The sequence below is a fragment of the Campylobacter sp. CFSAN093224 genome, from assembly GCF_012897395.1.
GTDB classification, from domain to species: Bacteria; Campylobacterota; Campylobacteria; order Campylobacterales; family Campylobacteraceae; genus Campylobacter_D; species Campylobacter_D jejuni.
Map to the genome: position 1 here is coordinate 982,605 of NZ_CP040607.1, position 17,755 is coordinate 1,000,359.

Sequence of the window (17,755 nt, forward strand, 5' to 3'; positions counted from 1 at the left end):
AAGCCTTATTTGTTAAGTTCTACTTTGAATATTTTACCTTCTACCATCTTAGGAATCCATAAAATATTACCTTCAATAAATATATCTGCAGGACCTTTCATCAAAGGAAGTTCAAGTTTTACAGATTTAACATTATCTAAATTATAAATATATCCATTTAGATTATTTCCCCAAGAACTTACCAATAAACCATCTTTATAAGGAACTATTCCATCATAAGATTCTTTTTCATTTTTAATTATACTGAGTTCTTTTGTATTTAAATCATAAGCCATTACAACACCGCCACTTACACCATCAGGATGATAACCAGCTATAAAAAGCTTATGTTTTTTTCTATCTAGATATAACCCATTTGGACCGCCAAATTTTGCTAAATCAAGTTTTAATAATTCATCATATTGCTTAGTTTTTAAATCAACCTTTAAAATAAGCCCTGTGCCAGTATCGCTAACCAAAAGCGTATTGTCGTCTAATTTTTCTATGTCATTTAAAAAGATTGCACCTTTAACAGGTAAATTAAAAATTTCTTTTTTAGTTTTAAGATCAAAACCGCGTAAAACATCGATATCTACCACATAAAGAGTTTTTCCAATCTCCATCATGCCTTTTGGTGCATTAAGATGGGTTAAAAATTTATATTCTAGCACTTTGCCATTTTTATCAAGCTTAGAAATAAATCCATCATTATCTTTCGCCAAAGGTTCAAGTTTTTCTCCCACATTAGATACATAAACATAGTTTTTATTTACAAAAATACTTTCAGGGCTTTTAAAACCATCAAATTCTTGATATTTTAATTCACTTGCACCAAGCAAACTTCCAAGAAGCGCTAAACTTAAAACATATTTTTTCATATTTTCTCCTTTATTTAAAAATATTTTCGTTAGAATTATATTTATTTAGATAAAAAAAATGTGCTAGTTTTTTGATAAAAAATACAAGTTTTTTGTTTTTTGATATTGCTTAGGAGTTTGCTCATATTTCTCTTTAAATCTTTCAATAAACCAAGCTACCGAAGAAAAAGCGCACTCATTAGCTATTTCATTGATATTTTTTTTAGAAAATTTAAGTAAAATCTTTGCTTTTTGCAACCTTTTTTCATCTAACCATTTTTTAGGACTTTGTCCAAAACATTTCTTAAATTCTTTAGAAAAAGTTGCTAAATCTAATTTCGCAAAATTAGACATTTCATTTACGCTTAAAAATTCTCTACCACAATACTCAAAAAGCTGGGAAAGATCAAGGCGAAATTCTTTTAAAATTCCTGATAAAAAACTAATAAAATAAATATTCTTATTTAAAAGCAAATGTAAAAAAATCTCTTCAAATTTCAAACTCACTATAGGATCTAAAATTTGCGTATTTTCTTCAAAATGCGGTGAAAAACTTTCCAAAATTCCTTGCAAAATCTTATCATTTTTTACCCAAAAAATTTCATAGTTTTGAAACTTTTGATCTAGTTTAAAAAAATCTTTATACTTATAAATAAGCTCAATTAAAAATGCATTGTCAAAAAAAAATAAATAAGCTTCATAAACTCCTTTACTAAGTCCTACATTGCTTAAAGTATAGCTCCCAGCTTTTAAAAACAAAGTTTCATAAGAGTTAATCTTATAATCTTTTGATGCAGTGTGTAAAATTTTATATCCTTTGCGAACAAAAGTTAAAAGATGACTTCCTACATTAACAAAAGTAGAATGTGAAGTATCCGTTTGTGTATATTTAGCAAAAGTGCAAGATTTAATTTTTTTATAATTGACACCTTTTAATTGCTTTAAATCTTCTGGCAAAGAAAGAATTTTATTCATCGTAAATTTTGCCTACATTCTAAAAGATACTTTTTAAGATCTTTTTCTTTCATTAAAATTTCACGCATACAAACGCCTGCTATATTTATATCTTTAAAATTTTCTATATTTTGAGCATTGATACCGCCTATAGCATAAAGTGGAATTTGACTAAATTCAAGCAAGGATTTTAAAAAATCAATCCCTTTAGGCTCTAAACCCACCTTGCAAGAACTTTCAAAAATATGCCCTACAAAAGCATAATTTACCTTATAACTCATCGCCTCTAAAAGCTCTTCTTTACTATGGACTGAAGTGCCAAGTATATGAAAATATTTTATTAATTTAGGCTCTTTTCTTAGCAAAGAAAGCGGTGCGTGAAAATAACGATGCCCCAATTTTAAACACTCCCTATCAAAAAAATGCAAAAAACAAGTCACTTTTTGCTTTGCGCAAATGCTTAAAACTTCTTTTGCTAAATCATAATACTCAAATTCGCTTAAATCTTTTTCTCTTAAAACTATAGCATCTACCTTAGCCTTAGCAAGTTTTTCAATCTGCTTTAAAAAGTCTATCTCTACACATTTTCTATCGCTTATGGCGATGATTTTTTTATCCCACATAGATACTATCGCTCATCACAGCTTGTAAATTGGATCTTTTAAGCATAGCTAAAATTTCATCCACGCTCCTATCATCTGAAATTTCAAACTGCTCATCACCCTTTTTCTCACCCTTATGCTCACCTATACCCACACTCACTCCTGCACTCATTTTAGTAGCACCAAGCTTGATAACCTCATCTCTAAAGCCTATTCTTTCACGACTTGAAATGATAATGCCTGCAAAAGGTAAAAAAAGTCTATAAGCACAAAGTACTTGCAAAAGGCGTTTTTCACTCACATCTTTAGGATGAATTTTAGCATTATTGATAATAGGTCTTAAACGAGGCACCGAAATAGAAATTTCAGCATGAGGATAAGCTTGTTGTAAAAAATGCGCATGAAGTGCCGTAGCAAGGGCGTCTTTTCTAAAATCATCTATACCCAAAAGTGCGCCAAAAGCCACTCCACGCATACCCGCTTTTAAAGCTCTTTCTTGAGCATTAAAGCGATAAGGGAAAATGCGTTTTTCACCAGCTAAATGAATTTTAGAATATTTTAAAGCATTGTAAGTTTCTTGAAAAACAGTCACATAATCACAACCCTTTTCATGCAAAATTTTATATTCATCTTCATTCATAGGATAAATTTCAACGCCTACAACCTTAAAATACTCTCTAGCTATTTTACAAGCATTTGCTATATATTCTACACTTGCAAACTCCCTACCCTCGCCTGTTAGCATTAAAATTTCTTCTAAACCACTTTTAGCAATGGCTTGCATTTCTTCGTGAATTTCAGCTTCACTTAGCTTGGCTCTTGCGATTTTATTACCTTTTTGAAAACCACAATAAACACATTTAGAATTACAATAATTTGACAAATAAAGTGGGGTAAAAAGAGAGATAGAATTTCCAAAATATTTTTGCTTGACTTTAGCGGATTTAAAGGCTAATTCTTCTATGAAATCTTCTGCTGCACTTGAAAGCAAAGCTTTTAAATGCTCTATGCTTAAATGTGTTTGATTTAAAGCATTTTTAACATCTTTAGCGCTAAATTGACTCTCATCATAACTTTGAACTTGAGTTAAAACCTTGTTTAAAATTTCGCTTTTTATTTCCTGCATATGAGGTAAATACTGCATATAATCTTGCATAATCAATCCCTTAAAAAGCCTGTTAATGGAGAACTTGCTTTAGCTTTACTCACACTTGCCAAACCTGCTAAAAAAGCCGCTCTTCCCGCATTTACTGCCAAAGAAAACGCTTTAGCCATTAAAGCAACATCTTTTGCTTCAGCTATGGCTGTATTTACCATCACCGCACTTACTCCCATTTGCATAGCTTCACAAGCCTGTGAAGGACTTCCAATACCCGCATCTACAATAATAGGCAAATCAATTTCATTAAGCAAAATTTGTATAAATTCCTTAGCACATAAGCCTTTATTACTCCCAATAGGCGCTGCTAAAGGCATGATAGCCGCAGCTCCAGCATCACGCATAGCTCTAGCTGCGTAAAGATCAGCATGCATGTAAGGTAGGGGCGTAAAACCCTCTTTAGCTAAAAGCTCACAAGCTTTAATCGTTTCATAATTATCAGGCAGCAAATACCTACTATCGCTTATCACTTCTATTTTGATAAGTTCTCCACAACCAAGCTCTCTTGAAAGCCTTGCAATGCGTAAGGCTTCATCGGCGTTTCTTGCGCCTGAAGTGTTGGGTAAAAGTGTGATATTTTTAGGGATATAATCAAGTATATTAGCAATTTCCCCTGTATTTGCACGGCGTAAGGCTAGAGTGATAATCTGTGCTTTAGCTTCTTCTATAGCTGATTTTATAAGCTCTAGCGAATATTTTCCAGAACCTAAAATAAATCTTGAATCAAACTCGTATTTGCCTATTTTTAATTTATCGTTTTTTAAATTTTCTTGCATTTTTACTCCTTATTTGCTAAAAGCTCTAAAACAAGGTTACTTTGATGTCCTGCGCAAATATTTACCCTTGGCGCCATAAGTCCATTTCCTAGCTTAGCACCATTTACCAAATCCCCACACACATAGAAATTTTTAGCAATTTTTCTTGTTTGTATGCTGTTGCTATCACCATAACCCGCAAGCCCTGAAGCGCAGATTAAAATACTATCTTTGTAAAATCTATGAAAATTTTGTGCCATCATTGCTTTTGCGATAGCACTATCAAAGGCTTCACAAACTATATCTATATCTTTAAACAAAGATTTTAAATTATCCTCATTGATTTTCAAAGTGCAAATTTCAATGCTGATATAAGGATTAATTTCGCTAATTTGCTCTTTTAAAGCTTCGGTTTTAAATTTACCCAAATCACTTACACGGTAAGCTTGACGATTCAAATTGCTAGGCTCAATCACATCAAAATCAATCAACTTTAAATACCCCACTCCACTTCTTGCTAAATTTATCGCAATGTGCGATCCAAGCCCACCTAAACCACAAACTGCCACGCGCCCATTTTTAAGTTTATCATGAAGTTTTGGAGTGTGTCTTGCTCTCATCATAGCGTCTAGCGCATCTTTTGGAGGTAAAGTATTTCTTTCTATACAAAAAAGCTCATCATCTTCGTTTAAAGCGATATTCTCTTTTGTTGCAAAACCATTGATAATCCATACATCATTTTCATTTTTGCTGATATTTTCAAAAAATTCCAAACTTGTTTTAAAGTCTGTATCAAGTTCTTTGCCATTAAATTTTACTCTCATCATCCACCTCCTACAAAACTTACAATTTCAGCTTTATCGTTTTCTTTTAAAATCAAATTTTCAAATTCACTCTTAGGTATAATCTCTCCATTTAATTCCAAGGCGATAAGTTCTATTTTCAAGCCTTTTTCTTTGATAAAATCCATAAATTTAAGCTCTTTTAACTCAAGCTTTTGTCCATTGATAATCATTCTAAACCTTTAAAAATTTTCTATCAAGTCTTTAAAAACAAGACAAAGTTTTTCAAATTCTTCTATACTTACCCTTTCATCAATAGCGTGAATTCTATCATTACAAACCCCAAATTCTACTACCTTTACACCGTATTTTGCAAAATACCTTGCATCACTTGTACCGCCTTTGGTATTAAGCTCTGGCACTTCATGAGTGATTTTTTGAACGCTTTCATTCATTTTTTGAACGATTTTATTGTCGATATTTGTCAAAAAAGCTTCGCTTGATTGTTTTAACTCTAACTCATAGTTTAGACCATGACAAATTTTTTCTACATAACTTTTTACATCTTCTAAGCTTGTATCAGGGGAATTGCGTACATTAAACATAAGTTTTAAATCATTTGGCGTTACATTACATACCCCCATACCTCCACGAATATCAGTTATAACGATTTTTGAAGGACTAAATTCAGCACTTCCAGGATCAAGATCAAAACCCGCTAAAAGCTTTAAAACCGGTGCAAAATCATGCACAGGATTGATACATTTTTCAGGATAAGCAACATGCCCTTGTTTTCCACGGATTAAAAGTTTTCCATTGATAGAACCACGACGCCCTATTTTAATACTATCGCCGATTTTTTTAACACAGGTTGGCTCTGCAACCACAGCATAATCAGGTAGCATATCTCTTTCTTGCATCCATTCTAAAACAGCCTTAGTTCCATATATAGCTTCGCCTTCTTCATCACTTGTTAAAATAAGACTCAGTCTTGCTCCTTTAAAATTCGTATTCTTTGCCGCATCCACAAAGGCTGCTACTCCGCTTTTCATATCTTGAGCACCCCTTGCATAGATAAAGCCTTCTTTTTCCACAGGCGCAAAAGCATTATTACTCCAACCCTCGCCTGCAGGCACCACATCTACATGCCCACCAAAAGCTAAATGCTCGCCTTCATCTTTAAATTTTTTAGTGAGTAAAAGGTTTTTAATGCCTTCTTTTTCTATAAAAAAAGTTTCAAAATCACTCAGTTCCATAGCGATGAAATTTAAAGCTCCATCATCATTTGGTGTAACAGATTTAAATTTTAAAAGTTCGATTAAAAATTCTTTTGCATTCATTTTTCATCCTAAAAAAGTTTTATATAATAAATTAAGAGCAAAATACTCTATAATTATAGCTGAAATTATATTGATTATAAAAACAACTTTTGCACTAAAAACATGACTATATCTTGCCACCACAAAGGCTAAAGCACTTACCCAAAAAAGTATAGCCACAACAAGCCCTAAAGTCATCAAATAAGCATGATCGCTGCTTAAAACCACACTTGCAGCACTAAGCCAAAATCCTATCACAAAAGGATTTGAACCATTTAAAAAAGCTCCTTTAATATAACTTTTCAAAAGACTTTCTTTAAATTCTTTATGCTCTAAATTTAAGCTTTCTTTCTTTTTTCTTAGCATCAAATACGCCATATAAGTTAAAAAACAAAAACCAAAAATCGCCAAAAAACGCATAAAAATGACATTGTCTAAGAAATTTAAAAGCCCAAATTGAAGCAAAAAAAGATAAAGCATATCTATACTAAATGCTCCAAGTCCTACAGCTATGGAATTTTTAAAAGCTTTTAGTGCATAAGTTAAAATCAAAATATTTACAGGTCCAAAAGGAACACTCACTCCAAAGCCCAAAAAAACTCCACTTAAAAAAGAATCAAACATTACCATCTTTCATAAAATTTTCTATATCAAGTGCGATTTTATCAATAGCGTTTATAATATCTTCTATATAGATTTTATCAAAATACCGCTCTAAATTCGCATCTTTTTCGTAGATATTTAAAATACTTTTTTCGCACATTGAAGCATAACGCCCTACAGGCAAAACCGCCCCACTTGTGCCTATGCTGATAAAAAGCGAAGTTTGATTTAGCAAAGAATAAAGCGTAGCATAAGCAGGGGCTTGCTCTTCAAACATGACTATATTGTGTCTTAAATCCTTACTTTTGCATTTTGGGCATTGTTTATCTGTGAATTTTTCATAGCCTATATTAAAAATTCCTTCACATTTTAGGCAACGAAGTTCGGGCAAAAAGCCATGCAAATGTACTACATCTTTACACCCTGCACGCTCTAGCAAATCATCTACATTTTGCGTGATGACAAAAAGGTTTTTACCCCATTTTTCTTTTAACTGTGCGATTTTTTCATGGGCGTGATTTGGCTTTACATTTTGAAGTTGTGCCCTTCTTGCATCGTAAAAATCAAGTACTTTTTTAGGATTTTTTCTAAAACCTGTTGCAGAGCAAACCTCCATCACATCGTATTCTTCCCAAAGTCCATCATTATCTCTAAAAGTTTTAAGCCCACTTGGAGCAGACAAACCCGCTCCGCTTAATATCATAATGTTTTTCATCGCTAAACCTTATAAAATTTACAAAGTTTAGCGAAAAATGCTTTAAGAAAATAAATATTTTTGCAAGATTTTTTCTTTTTCTTTTTCTAAAAATTCTAATTTAAGATTAAGAAAATCAATTTGTTGTTCTACTAATTCAATGTTTTGAACAATTTTTTCTTGAATTTCTAACGGTGGGAGTGGGATTGTAAGATTTTCATAAAAACTTATAGGAACTCTTTTGTGTCCACTTGCTCCAGTCATAGCAAGAGCTGCTTTTTCTCTTATATTTTGTTGATTTAGATTATAGAATAAGAAACTACTATCAAGCCCTGTTTTTGCTCTAAAAATATGAAATTCTGTGCTACCAAAACCTATGTTATTTGTTAGATTTTTTGCGATAGCACATTTACCATTTTCCATGCAAGGAGTAATTTTTGCAATCAAAATATCATTTTCTATAAAATATGTGTAGCCTTTTCTTACTTCGTTTAATGACCTATCTATCTTACTTTGAATATAACCCTTATCTGAAACGCTAGCCATTTCTATAAATGAGACAAGCATATTTTCATCAAGTTTTGATATTTCTTTTTTGCTAGGATTAAGTTCCATATATTGTTCATTCTTTAAAGAAATTCTCTTCCAGCCATCTTTTGGTGGAGTTGAGAGAGTTTGTAAAAGCTCTTGTATAGTTTTAGAAAAGTTTTTAAAAGCATTAAAATCTTGCTTTCTTTCCTTGCTTTGAGTTTCTTCAACTAATACTTCAGAATGACTGATTTGTTCTTCAATTAGCGAAAGCAAAAGATTAAAATCAAGCTTAAATTCTAATTTTTGCAAATTTTCTAAAATAGAATTTAGCTCATACCCCCCCCATCATCTATAATACCGCATTTTTGAAGTATTGCCTTGATTAAATTTTGATACTCTTCTATACTCATTCTTATTGTGTTATACTGCTCTTCTACCTTTTCACATTCTGCCACGATTTGCTTTTGAATCTCAAAGTCTGCATTTGGTATTAAAATAGATTCTAAATTTGTTTTATTGATTCCGCCTTGAGCCGAACCTGTAATTTTAGATTTTAAAGCTTGTTGTCCACTATAAGAATGTAATATATAAAATAAATATTTTTGTTTTGCTATATTATCACAACGCAATAAAAAAATATGCTCATTAATCATTGCAGATTTCCTAATAAATTCATTACGCACCATTGCAATTTTTCCAGTTAATGCACCATCTTTACATATTAAAATATCAAATTGTTTTACAATTCCTTTATCTTGCAACGCAAAACTTTCATAAAATTCTATTGGTACATACTTAGGATTATCTAATTTGATATACCCACTTTTATTGTCTATATGTTCTCCACCAAGACTCAGTGCACCGTTTTCATATTTGCCGACACCACCACTAGGACGCTTTGCGGTTTGAATATCTAATACAAAATCTTTAAGTCTTACTAACTCAAATTTAGAATTTATAAAAGGATTAGACATCTCACTTTGCGTTGAATTGCTAGGATTTAAACTTATAGCTTTATTAAATTCCACTTTTTCAAAATCCATCATATCAATAAGCCTCGCTTTACTAGCATAGCCTTGCAAATCTTTTGGTATATCGCTAAGAGTTTTTAAAAATGCTTTACAAATTAAAGTATTAAGCTTAGTCTCATTTTGTGGATTGCCTCTTTCAAAAAGTGGGCTCAAATAAGGCTCGTGCAATTCTTTTAAACCTTCATCACCTTTTCTATTACTCCACTCATAACCTAAAAATTTCTTTTGTTCTTTTATATCACTTGGGGATTTTATGATTAAAACTTCTTGATTAAGACTTAGACTAAAATAAAGCAATTTATCCTTTTCTATTGCCTGAGCATAAGCTAAAAAGGCTTTATCTTCTAAATCTTGCTTATCTTTACTTTCTTTATAAATTTTAGATTCTTTAAGTTTTTTATAATCACTTGTTTGCCTAAATGCATTGCGATAATCTTTAAAGGCTTCTAACTCTGCAAGTTTAGAATCTAAGTTTCCATTTAAAAAATTGCTATAAAGCTCTTTATCAAATTTTCTAAAATCACAATACGTATTTAGATAATTTTGATAAAAGCTTTCATTGTCTTTTAAATTTTCAGCTTCTATGCGTTCTTTAATCAAACTATAATCTTGAGAAATAAGATGATTTTCTTGTTTAAAAGTTTCTTTTTTGCGTAAAAATAAAATAATCGTATTTGTCCCTGTTGCTCCAAATGTTTGATTACCTAGCTCTACAATGGCAATAAAATCAAAATTTTGAAATAATATTTCTCTTGTATTTTTATAAATAGAATCTTTATTTAAAATAGAACTTGGTAAGATAATAGCAGCTTTAGCATTATCATTTAAAATTTGATTTGCTCGCTCGCAAAAAAAGCATTCGATAGAATTATTTGTTTCTATGTTTATATCATCGTTAAAAAGTTTATAGGTATTCTTAGATTTATCACTTAAAGTTTCTAAAAATCCTTTTACAGAATAAGGCGGATTTGCTATAAGCAAATCAAAACTATTTGATTCTATTTGTGGTTTTGCTTTTTCTCCTTCTAAATTATTTGTATTTGCTAATTCAAAAGAAGCAAGTGCATCAGCGTATAAAATATTGATTTCATTTTGCCCATACATTGCACTTGATACCTTAGAAACCTTACTTAAGCGATACTCTTTTTCAATACCATAAATATTTTTATAATGCTCTTTAAGCTCATCTTCTGTTAGATAACGCTTAAGCTCATTGGCATAAGTGTTTAAAAAATGTCCAGCACCACAAGCATAATCAATCACCCTTAAAGCTTTAGAGTTTTTGCTTAACATTTCTTGAAGCGGTAAAGAATACATAATAAATTCACAAATTTGAATAGGGGTAAAAAACTGCCCTTCATCTTGCTTCATACCTTTTTGCAAAAAAAGTTCAAAAAGATTGCCTAAAAATTGATTTGTAGAGTTTTGAGTAAGCTTGTAATTTGCAAAAAGCTCTACTATTTCTTTTAATACAAGTGCATTTTTTAAGAATAATTCTTTATTATGCACTTCTAAAAATGCAAAATCATTATTTGAATAAAATTTTAATTCTTTGATGTAATTTTGCATTACTTCTTTTAAAGTTTTTATCTTTAATTGCTTAAAGTCTTTTTCTATATCTTCATTAGATACAAAGGTAATTTTTTCTCCTAAAAATTCTTTCATAGCTTCTTTATAAAGCCACATTAATCTATCTTGCATATTTGCATAAGTATCTGCCATTACGCCAAAATATCCAAATTTGAGATTGTTTTTATTAAAAGTTTCATCATAAATTTTGCAAAGAAAAATATTTACAAGTTTATCAAAGGCATTTTCCTTGCCTGATATATTATGCTTGCGTAAAATTTTTGCAAATTCGTGATATTTACCTTCTTCTTTAAGTTCCTTAAGATTATCAAAAGTTGGAGTAATTTCTAAAATTTTATAAGCATTGACATTTGCTTCAAAAATACCTTGTTTAAAATATTGCAGTTCATAACTTTCTTTCCAAGTTTTAAAAAGTTCTATATTGTTATTAGATTTTTTATAAGAATTTTGTAATTCCTTTTCTTTTAGATATTCTTCGTTATCGTAAGCTTGTATGATGTAATTTTTATATTCTAACTTATCGCTAAAATCACTTGTATAAAGACAAAGATATTTTACACCTTTTTCTTGCTGAAAATAAGAAAAAAGCTGCCCGCCATCTTCTTGCATTCTATTCCATTCTTTTATAAATTCACTATTTTTAGAATCTGTGGTTTTACATTCTATAATCAAATAAGGATTTTTTTCATTATCCTTTACTAAAATATCAGCCTTACCACCTTTTTTATCCCTACCAAGATTCCATTTTGGCTCTAACTCTAAATGTTCAGCCTTATAACCTTTTTCTAAAAGTCTATGCACACATTCAAAAACTACAAAATTTTCAGGGTGTGAAAAATTAGAAGTAGTTTTATCGTGAATTTTTATTTCTTTTGGGTAATTAATACTTTGGTTTTTATAATCTATTAAAAGTGTGTAATTATTGATTGTTTTTACATAATTTTCATTTTTATTTTTAAAGCCTAAGTTTTCTAGAACTTGTTTTAAATTATCTTTTGTAATCATTTATTTCCTTATAATCTCACCACCTTAGCACCAAAACCACCTTGATTGATCGGTGCGTCATTAAAGCCTTTGACACTTTTGTGAGTTTTTAAAAACTCTCTTACCGCAAAGGCAAGCTTTCCTGTGCCTATGCCATGATAGATCAAAACCTCATCAAATCCTGCAAGCAAAGCATCTGAAATAAATTTATCAAGCCTTGAAATAGCCTCATCACTCCTAAGTCCATGCAAATCCAAAGTTACACTTAGATTGCTTGGTTTGCTTATGCTTATACTTGTTTTTGCTACTTTTTTTGGCATTGCGCCACTTTTTTTAAGCAGTTTTAAAGGCACACGAAGTTTGATCCCATCACTTTCAACCATAGCATCATTTTTAGAAATGCTTATGATTTTACCCTTAATTTTTTCATATTTTACAAAATCCCCCACACGCAATTCTTCGTTTTGCTCCATACTTGGCAAGATGATTTCTTTTTTAAGTTCATTGGCTTTATTAAGACTTCTTTGCTTGTCTTTTATATCTTTAAGCTGTATGGTTTTTTTAGCTTCTTCTATGGCTTTGTGAAATTTAAATTCTAAATTTCTCAAACTCGTACGAAATTCTTGTTCATTTTTTTCTTTTTGCTCTTTTAAGGAAAGTAAAATTTCATCGACTTTTTGCTCTTTTTTCTCGACATTTTCAAGCTTAGCTTTTAGTTCTAATTCAAGATTGATATTTTTACCCACAAGCTCTTCTAAATTTTCTTTATCCTCGCCATAAAGCTTTTTAGCCTCGCTAACTAAATTCGGCGGAATCTGATAACGCAAAGCGGTTTCAAAGGCATAAGATTTTCCTATAGTACCTTTTAAAAACTCATATTTTGGGCGTGAAAGCTCTTCATCATATAAAGCAGCAATGAGTTCAACTTGCTCATTCTTTGCTAAAAGCATGGCAAGGTGTTTGTGGTGTGTGGTGATGATGATTTTAAGATTATTAGCTATGAGTTTTGAAATTAACACACTATACAAACAAGCCGCTTCTTCAAAATCTGTTCCAAGCTCTATTTCATCTATACCCAAAAGCAAATTTTTCTTAGAAAAAAGTCTAGAAAAATGCAACATTCTTCCTGCAAAAGTTGAAATGTCGTTTTTAACATTTTGCGGATCTTCTATGATGGCATCAAATTCTTTAAAAGTACCGATTTTACTTTCACTTGCTTTTATATGCATAGGCAAAAGATGTTTAGCTAAAAATGCTGCGCTTAGCATGGATTTTAAAAGCATGGATTTTCCGCCTGCATTTACCCCTGTGATGATTAAAACTTGTTTTTTAAATTCCAAACTCACGCTTTTTGGATTTTTTAAGGCAGGATGGGCGAAATTTTTAAGCACTAAATCCGTACTTTGATCGCACAAAATAAATTCAAAATCCCTTTTTTTAGCAAGCAAAACTCTAGCACTATAATGGTCAAAAAGATCAAAGGCTGTATTGATAAATTTTAAAAAAGGTAGATTTTTTGCTAAAAAAGCTGAGAAATTTTTAGCGTATTCATAATAAATTTCTTCTTTTTGATTTTTGATTTTTTCTATATCATTTTGCAAATTTTCAACACTTAAAGGCACGATATAAAAGCCACCGCCACTACTTCTACCTATGATTTTTGCTTTAATAGCGTGATTAAACCCGCCTCTTACAAGCAAGGCTTCAAGATTGTTTATAAGATGGATTTGTGTATCGATAAGATAAGGCATCAAAGCTTTTGTATAGCAAAATTTCTTAAACTCAGCTATTATGCTTTCATTTTTTAATCTTAGAGCGGCATTAAGATTTACAAGTCTTTCATCTAAACTTTCTTTCAACTCCCCTTTTTCATCGAAATTCAAACAAAGCTCCAAAGCCCCGCTAACAAATTCTATCTTTTGTAGCCAAGAGTCTAAATTTGTTCCTAGTTTTATTTTTTTTAACTTTTCAAAATAACGAAAAATTTTTACAAATTCAAAAATTTCATCTAAATGTAAAATTCCTTGCTTGCTTAAATGAACTAAGGCTTTATCAAGATTGCTAAGCTCTGGTATAGTAGGAAATTCCACCTCGCAAAGCTCATGTATGCGTTTAAAATGAAGATTAGAATCTCCTTGCAAAAAAATCTCCTTATCTCTTGCAAAAAGGGCTTTAAACTCTTCTAAATAGCTGTTTAAATCAAGCTTTGAGATCAATTCTTCTTTTGTATCATTCATCATTTAACCTACAATCTTTAATATCTATGATTAAAGAATTAAAATTTTGATTATTATCCTTTGAAATAAAACTTCCTGTACCAAATTCATAATTAAAATACGCCTTAGAAACATTGATATCTTTACATAAAATATTTTTATTTTGATTAAAAGCTACGATAATATCTGTTCTTAAATGACTTTTTTGTGTGTTTTCAAATTCAAAAAATACTGCTAAAACAATAAAAATCACAAGCAAAATACCAAAAAAAGGTTTAGTTTTTTTGCCTAATTTTTCACGCAAAGCAAAAGTGATTAAGGCTAAAATTAAGATGATTAAAAGATATAAAAAAACCCTACTCATTTTTTTGCCTTAATTTATTACTGATATCTCCTGCACCAAAACCTATAATAAGCCCTTCTTCAAAAACCTGTCCCTTGGAAGCTACTAAAAATTTACCCTCTCTTTTGATATCTTCTACAAATAAAGCCTTAGGAAAAACCGCTTTTAAATCAAGTTCTATAGGCTTTTCTCCTGCAGCATAAACAGGTAAAATTACAAGCTCATCAACACCTTCAAAAGCCTTTGCAAATTCCTTTAAATTTGTAGCCAAACGCGTGTAGCGGTGGGGTTCAAAAATGGCTGTAATTTTTTTATATCTACCTAATTTTGCGTATTCTTGTGCTGCACTTAAAGTCGCTTTTATTTCGGTGGGATGATGACCATAATCATCGATTAAAACCAAATTTTCATCAGCATGTAAAATATCAAAACGCTTTTTAATACCTTGATAATTTTTAAGCCTAGTTCTTATCGTTTCTATATCTAAGAAATTTAAAGCCGCCAAAATCGCCAAAGACGCATCAAGGGCTAAATGATATCCCATGCCAAAAACCTTAAATTCACCTAAATCTTTCAACTCAAAGCTTGTAAAAGGTTTGAAATTTTCTATACGCATGGTGCAGTTTTTGATATCTTTGTTCGGATAAAGCTTGGTTGACTCATTTTTATAATTTTTCAAAAACTCATCTTCAGCATTAATCACGCGAATTTTAGCCGTATCTAAAAACTGCGTATAAGCATGATGGAGTTTTGAAACTTCATTGCCATAATGATCTAAATGCTCTGCTTCTGCATTAGTAACTATAGCCAAATAAGGATTTGAATTTAAAAAAGAACTATCGCTCTCATCAGCTTCAAAAACAAGGTTTTGGCTTTCTTTATAAATCATATTTGAACCAAATTCTTTTAAAATCGCTCCGATGATCACAGAAGCATCATCAAGCAAAGAAGCCAAAATACTTGAAGTTGTGCTTTTTCCATGTGCTCCTGCAACTGCAAAAACGCGCTTATCTTCTAAGATAAGAGGTAAGGCCTCCTTGCGTGAAAGGCATTTAATGCCTAATTCTTTAGCGTGTTTAAATTCAGGATTTTCTTCTTTGATAGCAGCAGAATAAATAACTAAATCTTTGTTTAAAATATTGTCTTTATGATGAGGGATACTGACCTTAACCCCTTCTTTTTCTAGTTCTTTAGTGATTTTACTCTCTTTAAGATCACTTCCGCTAATTTTAAAACCTTTTTCTTTTAAAAATCTTGCTAAAGCGGAAATTCCTATACCGCCTATGCCGATAAAATGGATATTTTGCATCATTTAAACCTTTATACTTTAAAGGCTAAATTTTAGCACTTTTTTACTAAAAAGAAAATATAAATCCTATTTTGAAATGCCTAAACGCTCGGCTAATTGATATAAATTTAACTCTCTATAAAATTTATCAAAGTCTTTAGTATAAACATCAAGATTAAAAGCTTTATTCATATCTTTTAAAGTATCATTACTTTCAAAATAGTACCCTTTACCGCCACTATAAATACCTTTTTTATCAATCCATACAGCATCGTTGATCCCAAATTCTAATTTCTCATCACTTGGTCTTGCTAACATATTTCTTCCGCCTACGCTTAAATACTTGACATTATTTAAACTTAAAGCATAAAGAGTTGGAAAAATATCTTTATGAGATCCTACACGATCTTTATCATAATAAATATTATCTTGCAAATCCTTAGGAATATAAAGATAAAAAGGTACACTATAAGCAAAAGCTTTTTGGGAATTTAAATCTATACTCATTTCGCGTACTCTATGATCTCCAGTTGCTGCTATAATGACACTATTCTTAAATGGACTTTGTTTTACTTTATCTAGAAATTTTCCAAATTCATTGTTTGCATAAGTATAAGCTTTGATAATGTTATCTTGTTTATCTTTTTCATAAGGAAGCATATTAAGCAAAGTTTGCGGAATGTTTTGTAATTTTGGCAAATCATTTTGTGGAATTTTATAAGGTGGATGATTAGAAATAGTAAGAGCAATTATAAGGGTGTTGTGTGGATTTTTTTGAAGTAAGTCATAAACTTTTTTATATAAAAACTCATCAGCTACCCCATAACCATTTTCGCTATCTTTTGCTCCATTATACTCTTTCATTAAAATATTTTCATCTATAATCTCATCTACCCCCAAAATACTGAGATAATTTTTAATATTTTGCCAAGATCCATTACCTGCACTTACAAAAATCACCTTATATCCTGCTTTCTTATAAATAGCAATAGGTGTTAAATCTAAATAAGTTTTCTGAAATTTACTTGTGGAAATATTAGAAAATGGACTTACAAAAAATAAGTTTGCAAAACTTGGTATAGTTCCATTACTAGAACTCAAAAAACGTTTGAATAAAAAATCTTGCTTAAAATGTTTATCTAACGAACCCAAAAAATTATGTTCTGTATTTGCAAAATCAGCCAAATTAAGCCCAAAACTTTCCATTAAGTTAACAAATACACTAGGATGATTCTTTTCAGCTTTTAGATTTATAGGACTTTGATGCAAATAATCAAAAAGTTTTTCTTTAAGTTCTTGTGCTTTTAAAGGTGTGATAGCCTTCAAAGCTGCTTCTTCTTTATATTGTTTTAAAGCCCAAGAAAATGCCATAATTGGATTTAACATTGTATCATTTACAACACTATATTCGCTAAAAGAATAATTTTGCACATTTATAGCCACATGCTTAAATGGACCCCTTAAGGCTATAACATAAACAATAATTAATATTAAATTTAAAGCTATCAAGGGAAATAATCTTAAATTAACAGGTTTTAGCTTTAAATTTAATATTTTCAAATTTAAAAAAAATACAAAAACTCCAAAAATCAACATTAAAGCTAAAATTTTTAAAATTGGATAATCGTGATAAATAATACTTAAAATAGTTTTTGCGTTATCATCTTTTAGAGTAAACATAAAAATATCAAATTTAGTCTTGTAAATTTCGTAATAATAGTATTTTGCATAAGAAAATCCTATACAAAGACAAGAAATAACAATTATATAAATGCTTGAAAAAATGAAATAAAAATTTTTACTATATATTACTAATTTATTATTTATTTTTATATTAGAAAAAATTAAACTTAAAAAACCACAAAGCAAGAATGGTAAAAACGCTGCGCTTAAAAATCTTATATCATGAAAAACACCTAAAAGATACATTAAAAAGATTTCATTTTTATCACTAATTAAACCAGTAGGGATAAAAGAATTTTGCATTAAAATACGATTAATGGTAAAAGTTACTATAAATAATACACTAAAAATAAAAATTTGAAGTAAAATTTTTCTCATATTCACC

Annotated in this window: 14 protein-coding genes and 1 pseudogene; all 15 read right to left on the reverse strand. The window is 30.3% G+C overall.

Annotation, left to right across the window (positions count from 1 at the left end; translation table 11 throughout):
* Positions 1-5 precede the first annotated feature (5 nt).
* On the reverse strand, positions 6-857 hold the full coding sequence (locus tag FBF11_RS05090) for an ATP-binding protein (RefSeq protein ID WP_002868655.1): 852 nt from the start codon (positions 855-857) through the stop codon (positions 6-8).
* 63 nt (positions 858-920) lie between these two features.
* Positions 921-1,811 (reverse strand): AraC family transcriptional regulator, encoded by an 891-nt coding sequence (locus FBF11_RS05095; RefSeq protein WP_002852985.1) that lies wholly within the window; start codon positions 1,809-1,811, stop codon positions 921-923.
* Positions 1,808-2,413, reverse strand: coding sequence for a thiamine phosphate synthase (locus tag FBF11_RS05100; RefSeq protein WP_002868654.1), 606 nt, complete (start codon positions 2,411-2,413; stop codon positions 1,808-1,810). The genes FBF11_RS05095 and FBF11_RS05100 overlap by 4 nt, the downstream gene beginning before the upstream one ends.
* Entirely contained in the window at positions 2,403-3,548 is a 1,146-nt protein-coding gene (gene thiH, locus FBF11_RS05105; protein ID WP_002868653.1) for a 2-iminoacetate synthase ThiH, read from the reverse strand. The genes FBF11_RS05100 and thiH overlap by 11 nt, the downstream gene beginning before the upstream one ends.
* Before the next feature lie 2 nt (positions 3,549-3,550).
* On the reverse strand, positions 3,551-4,327 hold the full coding sequence (locus tag FBF11_RS05110; protein ID WP_002868652.1) for a thiazole synthase: 777 nt from the start codon (positions 4,325-4,327) through the stop codon (positions 3,551-3,553).
* A 2-nt stretch (positions 4,328-4,329) separates the two neighbouring features.
* A complete protein-coding gene (gene thiF, locus FBF11_RS05115) occupies positions 4,330-5,133 on the reverse strand; it encodes a thiamine biosynthesis protein ThiF (protein ID WP_002859169.1) in 804 nt (267 codons plus the stop codon).
* Entirely contained in the window at positions 5,130-5,321 is a 192-nt protein-coding gene (gene thiS, locus FBF11_RS05120) for a sulfur carrier protein ThiS (protein WP_002853007.1), read from the reverse strand. The genes thiF and thiS overlap by 4 nt, the downstream gene beginning before the upstream one ends.
* A 9-nt stretch (positions 5,322-5,330) precedes the next feature.
* Entirely contained in the window at positions 5,331-6,428 is a 1,098-nt protein-coding gene (dapE, locus tag FBF11_RS05125; protein ID WP_002868650.1) for a succinyl-diaminopimelate desuccinylase, read from the reverse strand.
* A 3-nt stretch (positions 6,429-6,431) separates the two neighbouring features.
* Complete coding sequence (locus FBF11_RS05130; RefSeq protein WP_002779102.1) at positions 6,432-7,031, reverse strand: LysE family translocator; 600 nt, start codon at positions 7,029-7,031, stop codon at positions 6,432-6,434.
* Positions 7,024-7,725 carry an NAD-dependent deacetylase gene (locus FBF11_RS05135; RefSeq protein ID WP_032586334.1) on the reverse strand — a complete coding sequence of 234 codons (702 nt, stop codon included), beginning with the start codon at positions 7,723-7,725 and terminating at the stop codon, positions 7,024-7,026. The genes FBF11_RS05130 and FBF11_RS05135 overlap by 8 nt, the downstream gene beginning before the upstream one ends.
* 42 nt (positions 7,726-7,767) lie before the next feature.
* Positions 7,768-11,861, reverse strand: a pseudogene (locus tag FBF11_RS05140) (N-6 DNA methylase).
* 8 nt (positions 11,862-11,869) lie between these two features.
* Positions 11,870-14,080, reverse strand: a complete 2,211-nt coding sequence (locus tag FBF11_RS05145; RefSeq protein ID WP_079744474.1) for an endonuclease MutS2 — start codon at positions 14,078-14,080, stop codon at positions 11,870-11,872.
* On the reverse strand, positions 14,070-14,420 hold the full coding sequence (locus tag FBF11_RS05150; protein WP_002874053.1) for a hypothetical protein: 351 nt from the start codon (positions 14,418-14,420) through the stop codon (positions 14,070-14,072). The genes FBF11_RS05145 and FBF11_RS05150 overlap by 11 nt, the downstream gene beginning before the upstream one ends.
* Positions 14,413-15,711, reverse strand: a complete 1,299-nt coding sequence (gene murC / locus FBF11_RS05155; RefSeq protein WP_079744473.1) for a UDP-N-acetylmuramate--L-alanine ligase — start codon at positions 15,709-15,711, stop codon at positions 14,413-14,415. Before murC ends, FBF11_RS05150 begins: the two co-directional genes overlap by 8 nt.
* Before the next feature lie 63 nt (positions 15,712-15,774).
* Complete coding sequence (locus FBF11_RS05160) at positions 15,775-17,748, reverse strand: LTA synthase family protein (RefSeq protein ID WP_057096897.1); 1,974 nt, start codon at positions 17,746-17,748, stop codon at positions 15,775-15,777.
* Positions 17,749-17,755 lie beyond the last annotated feature (7 nt).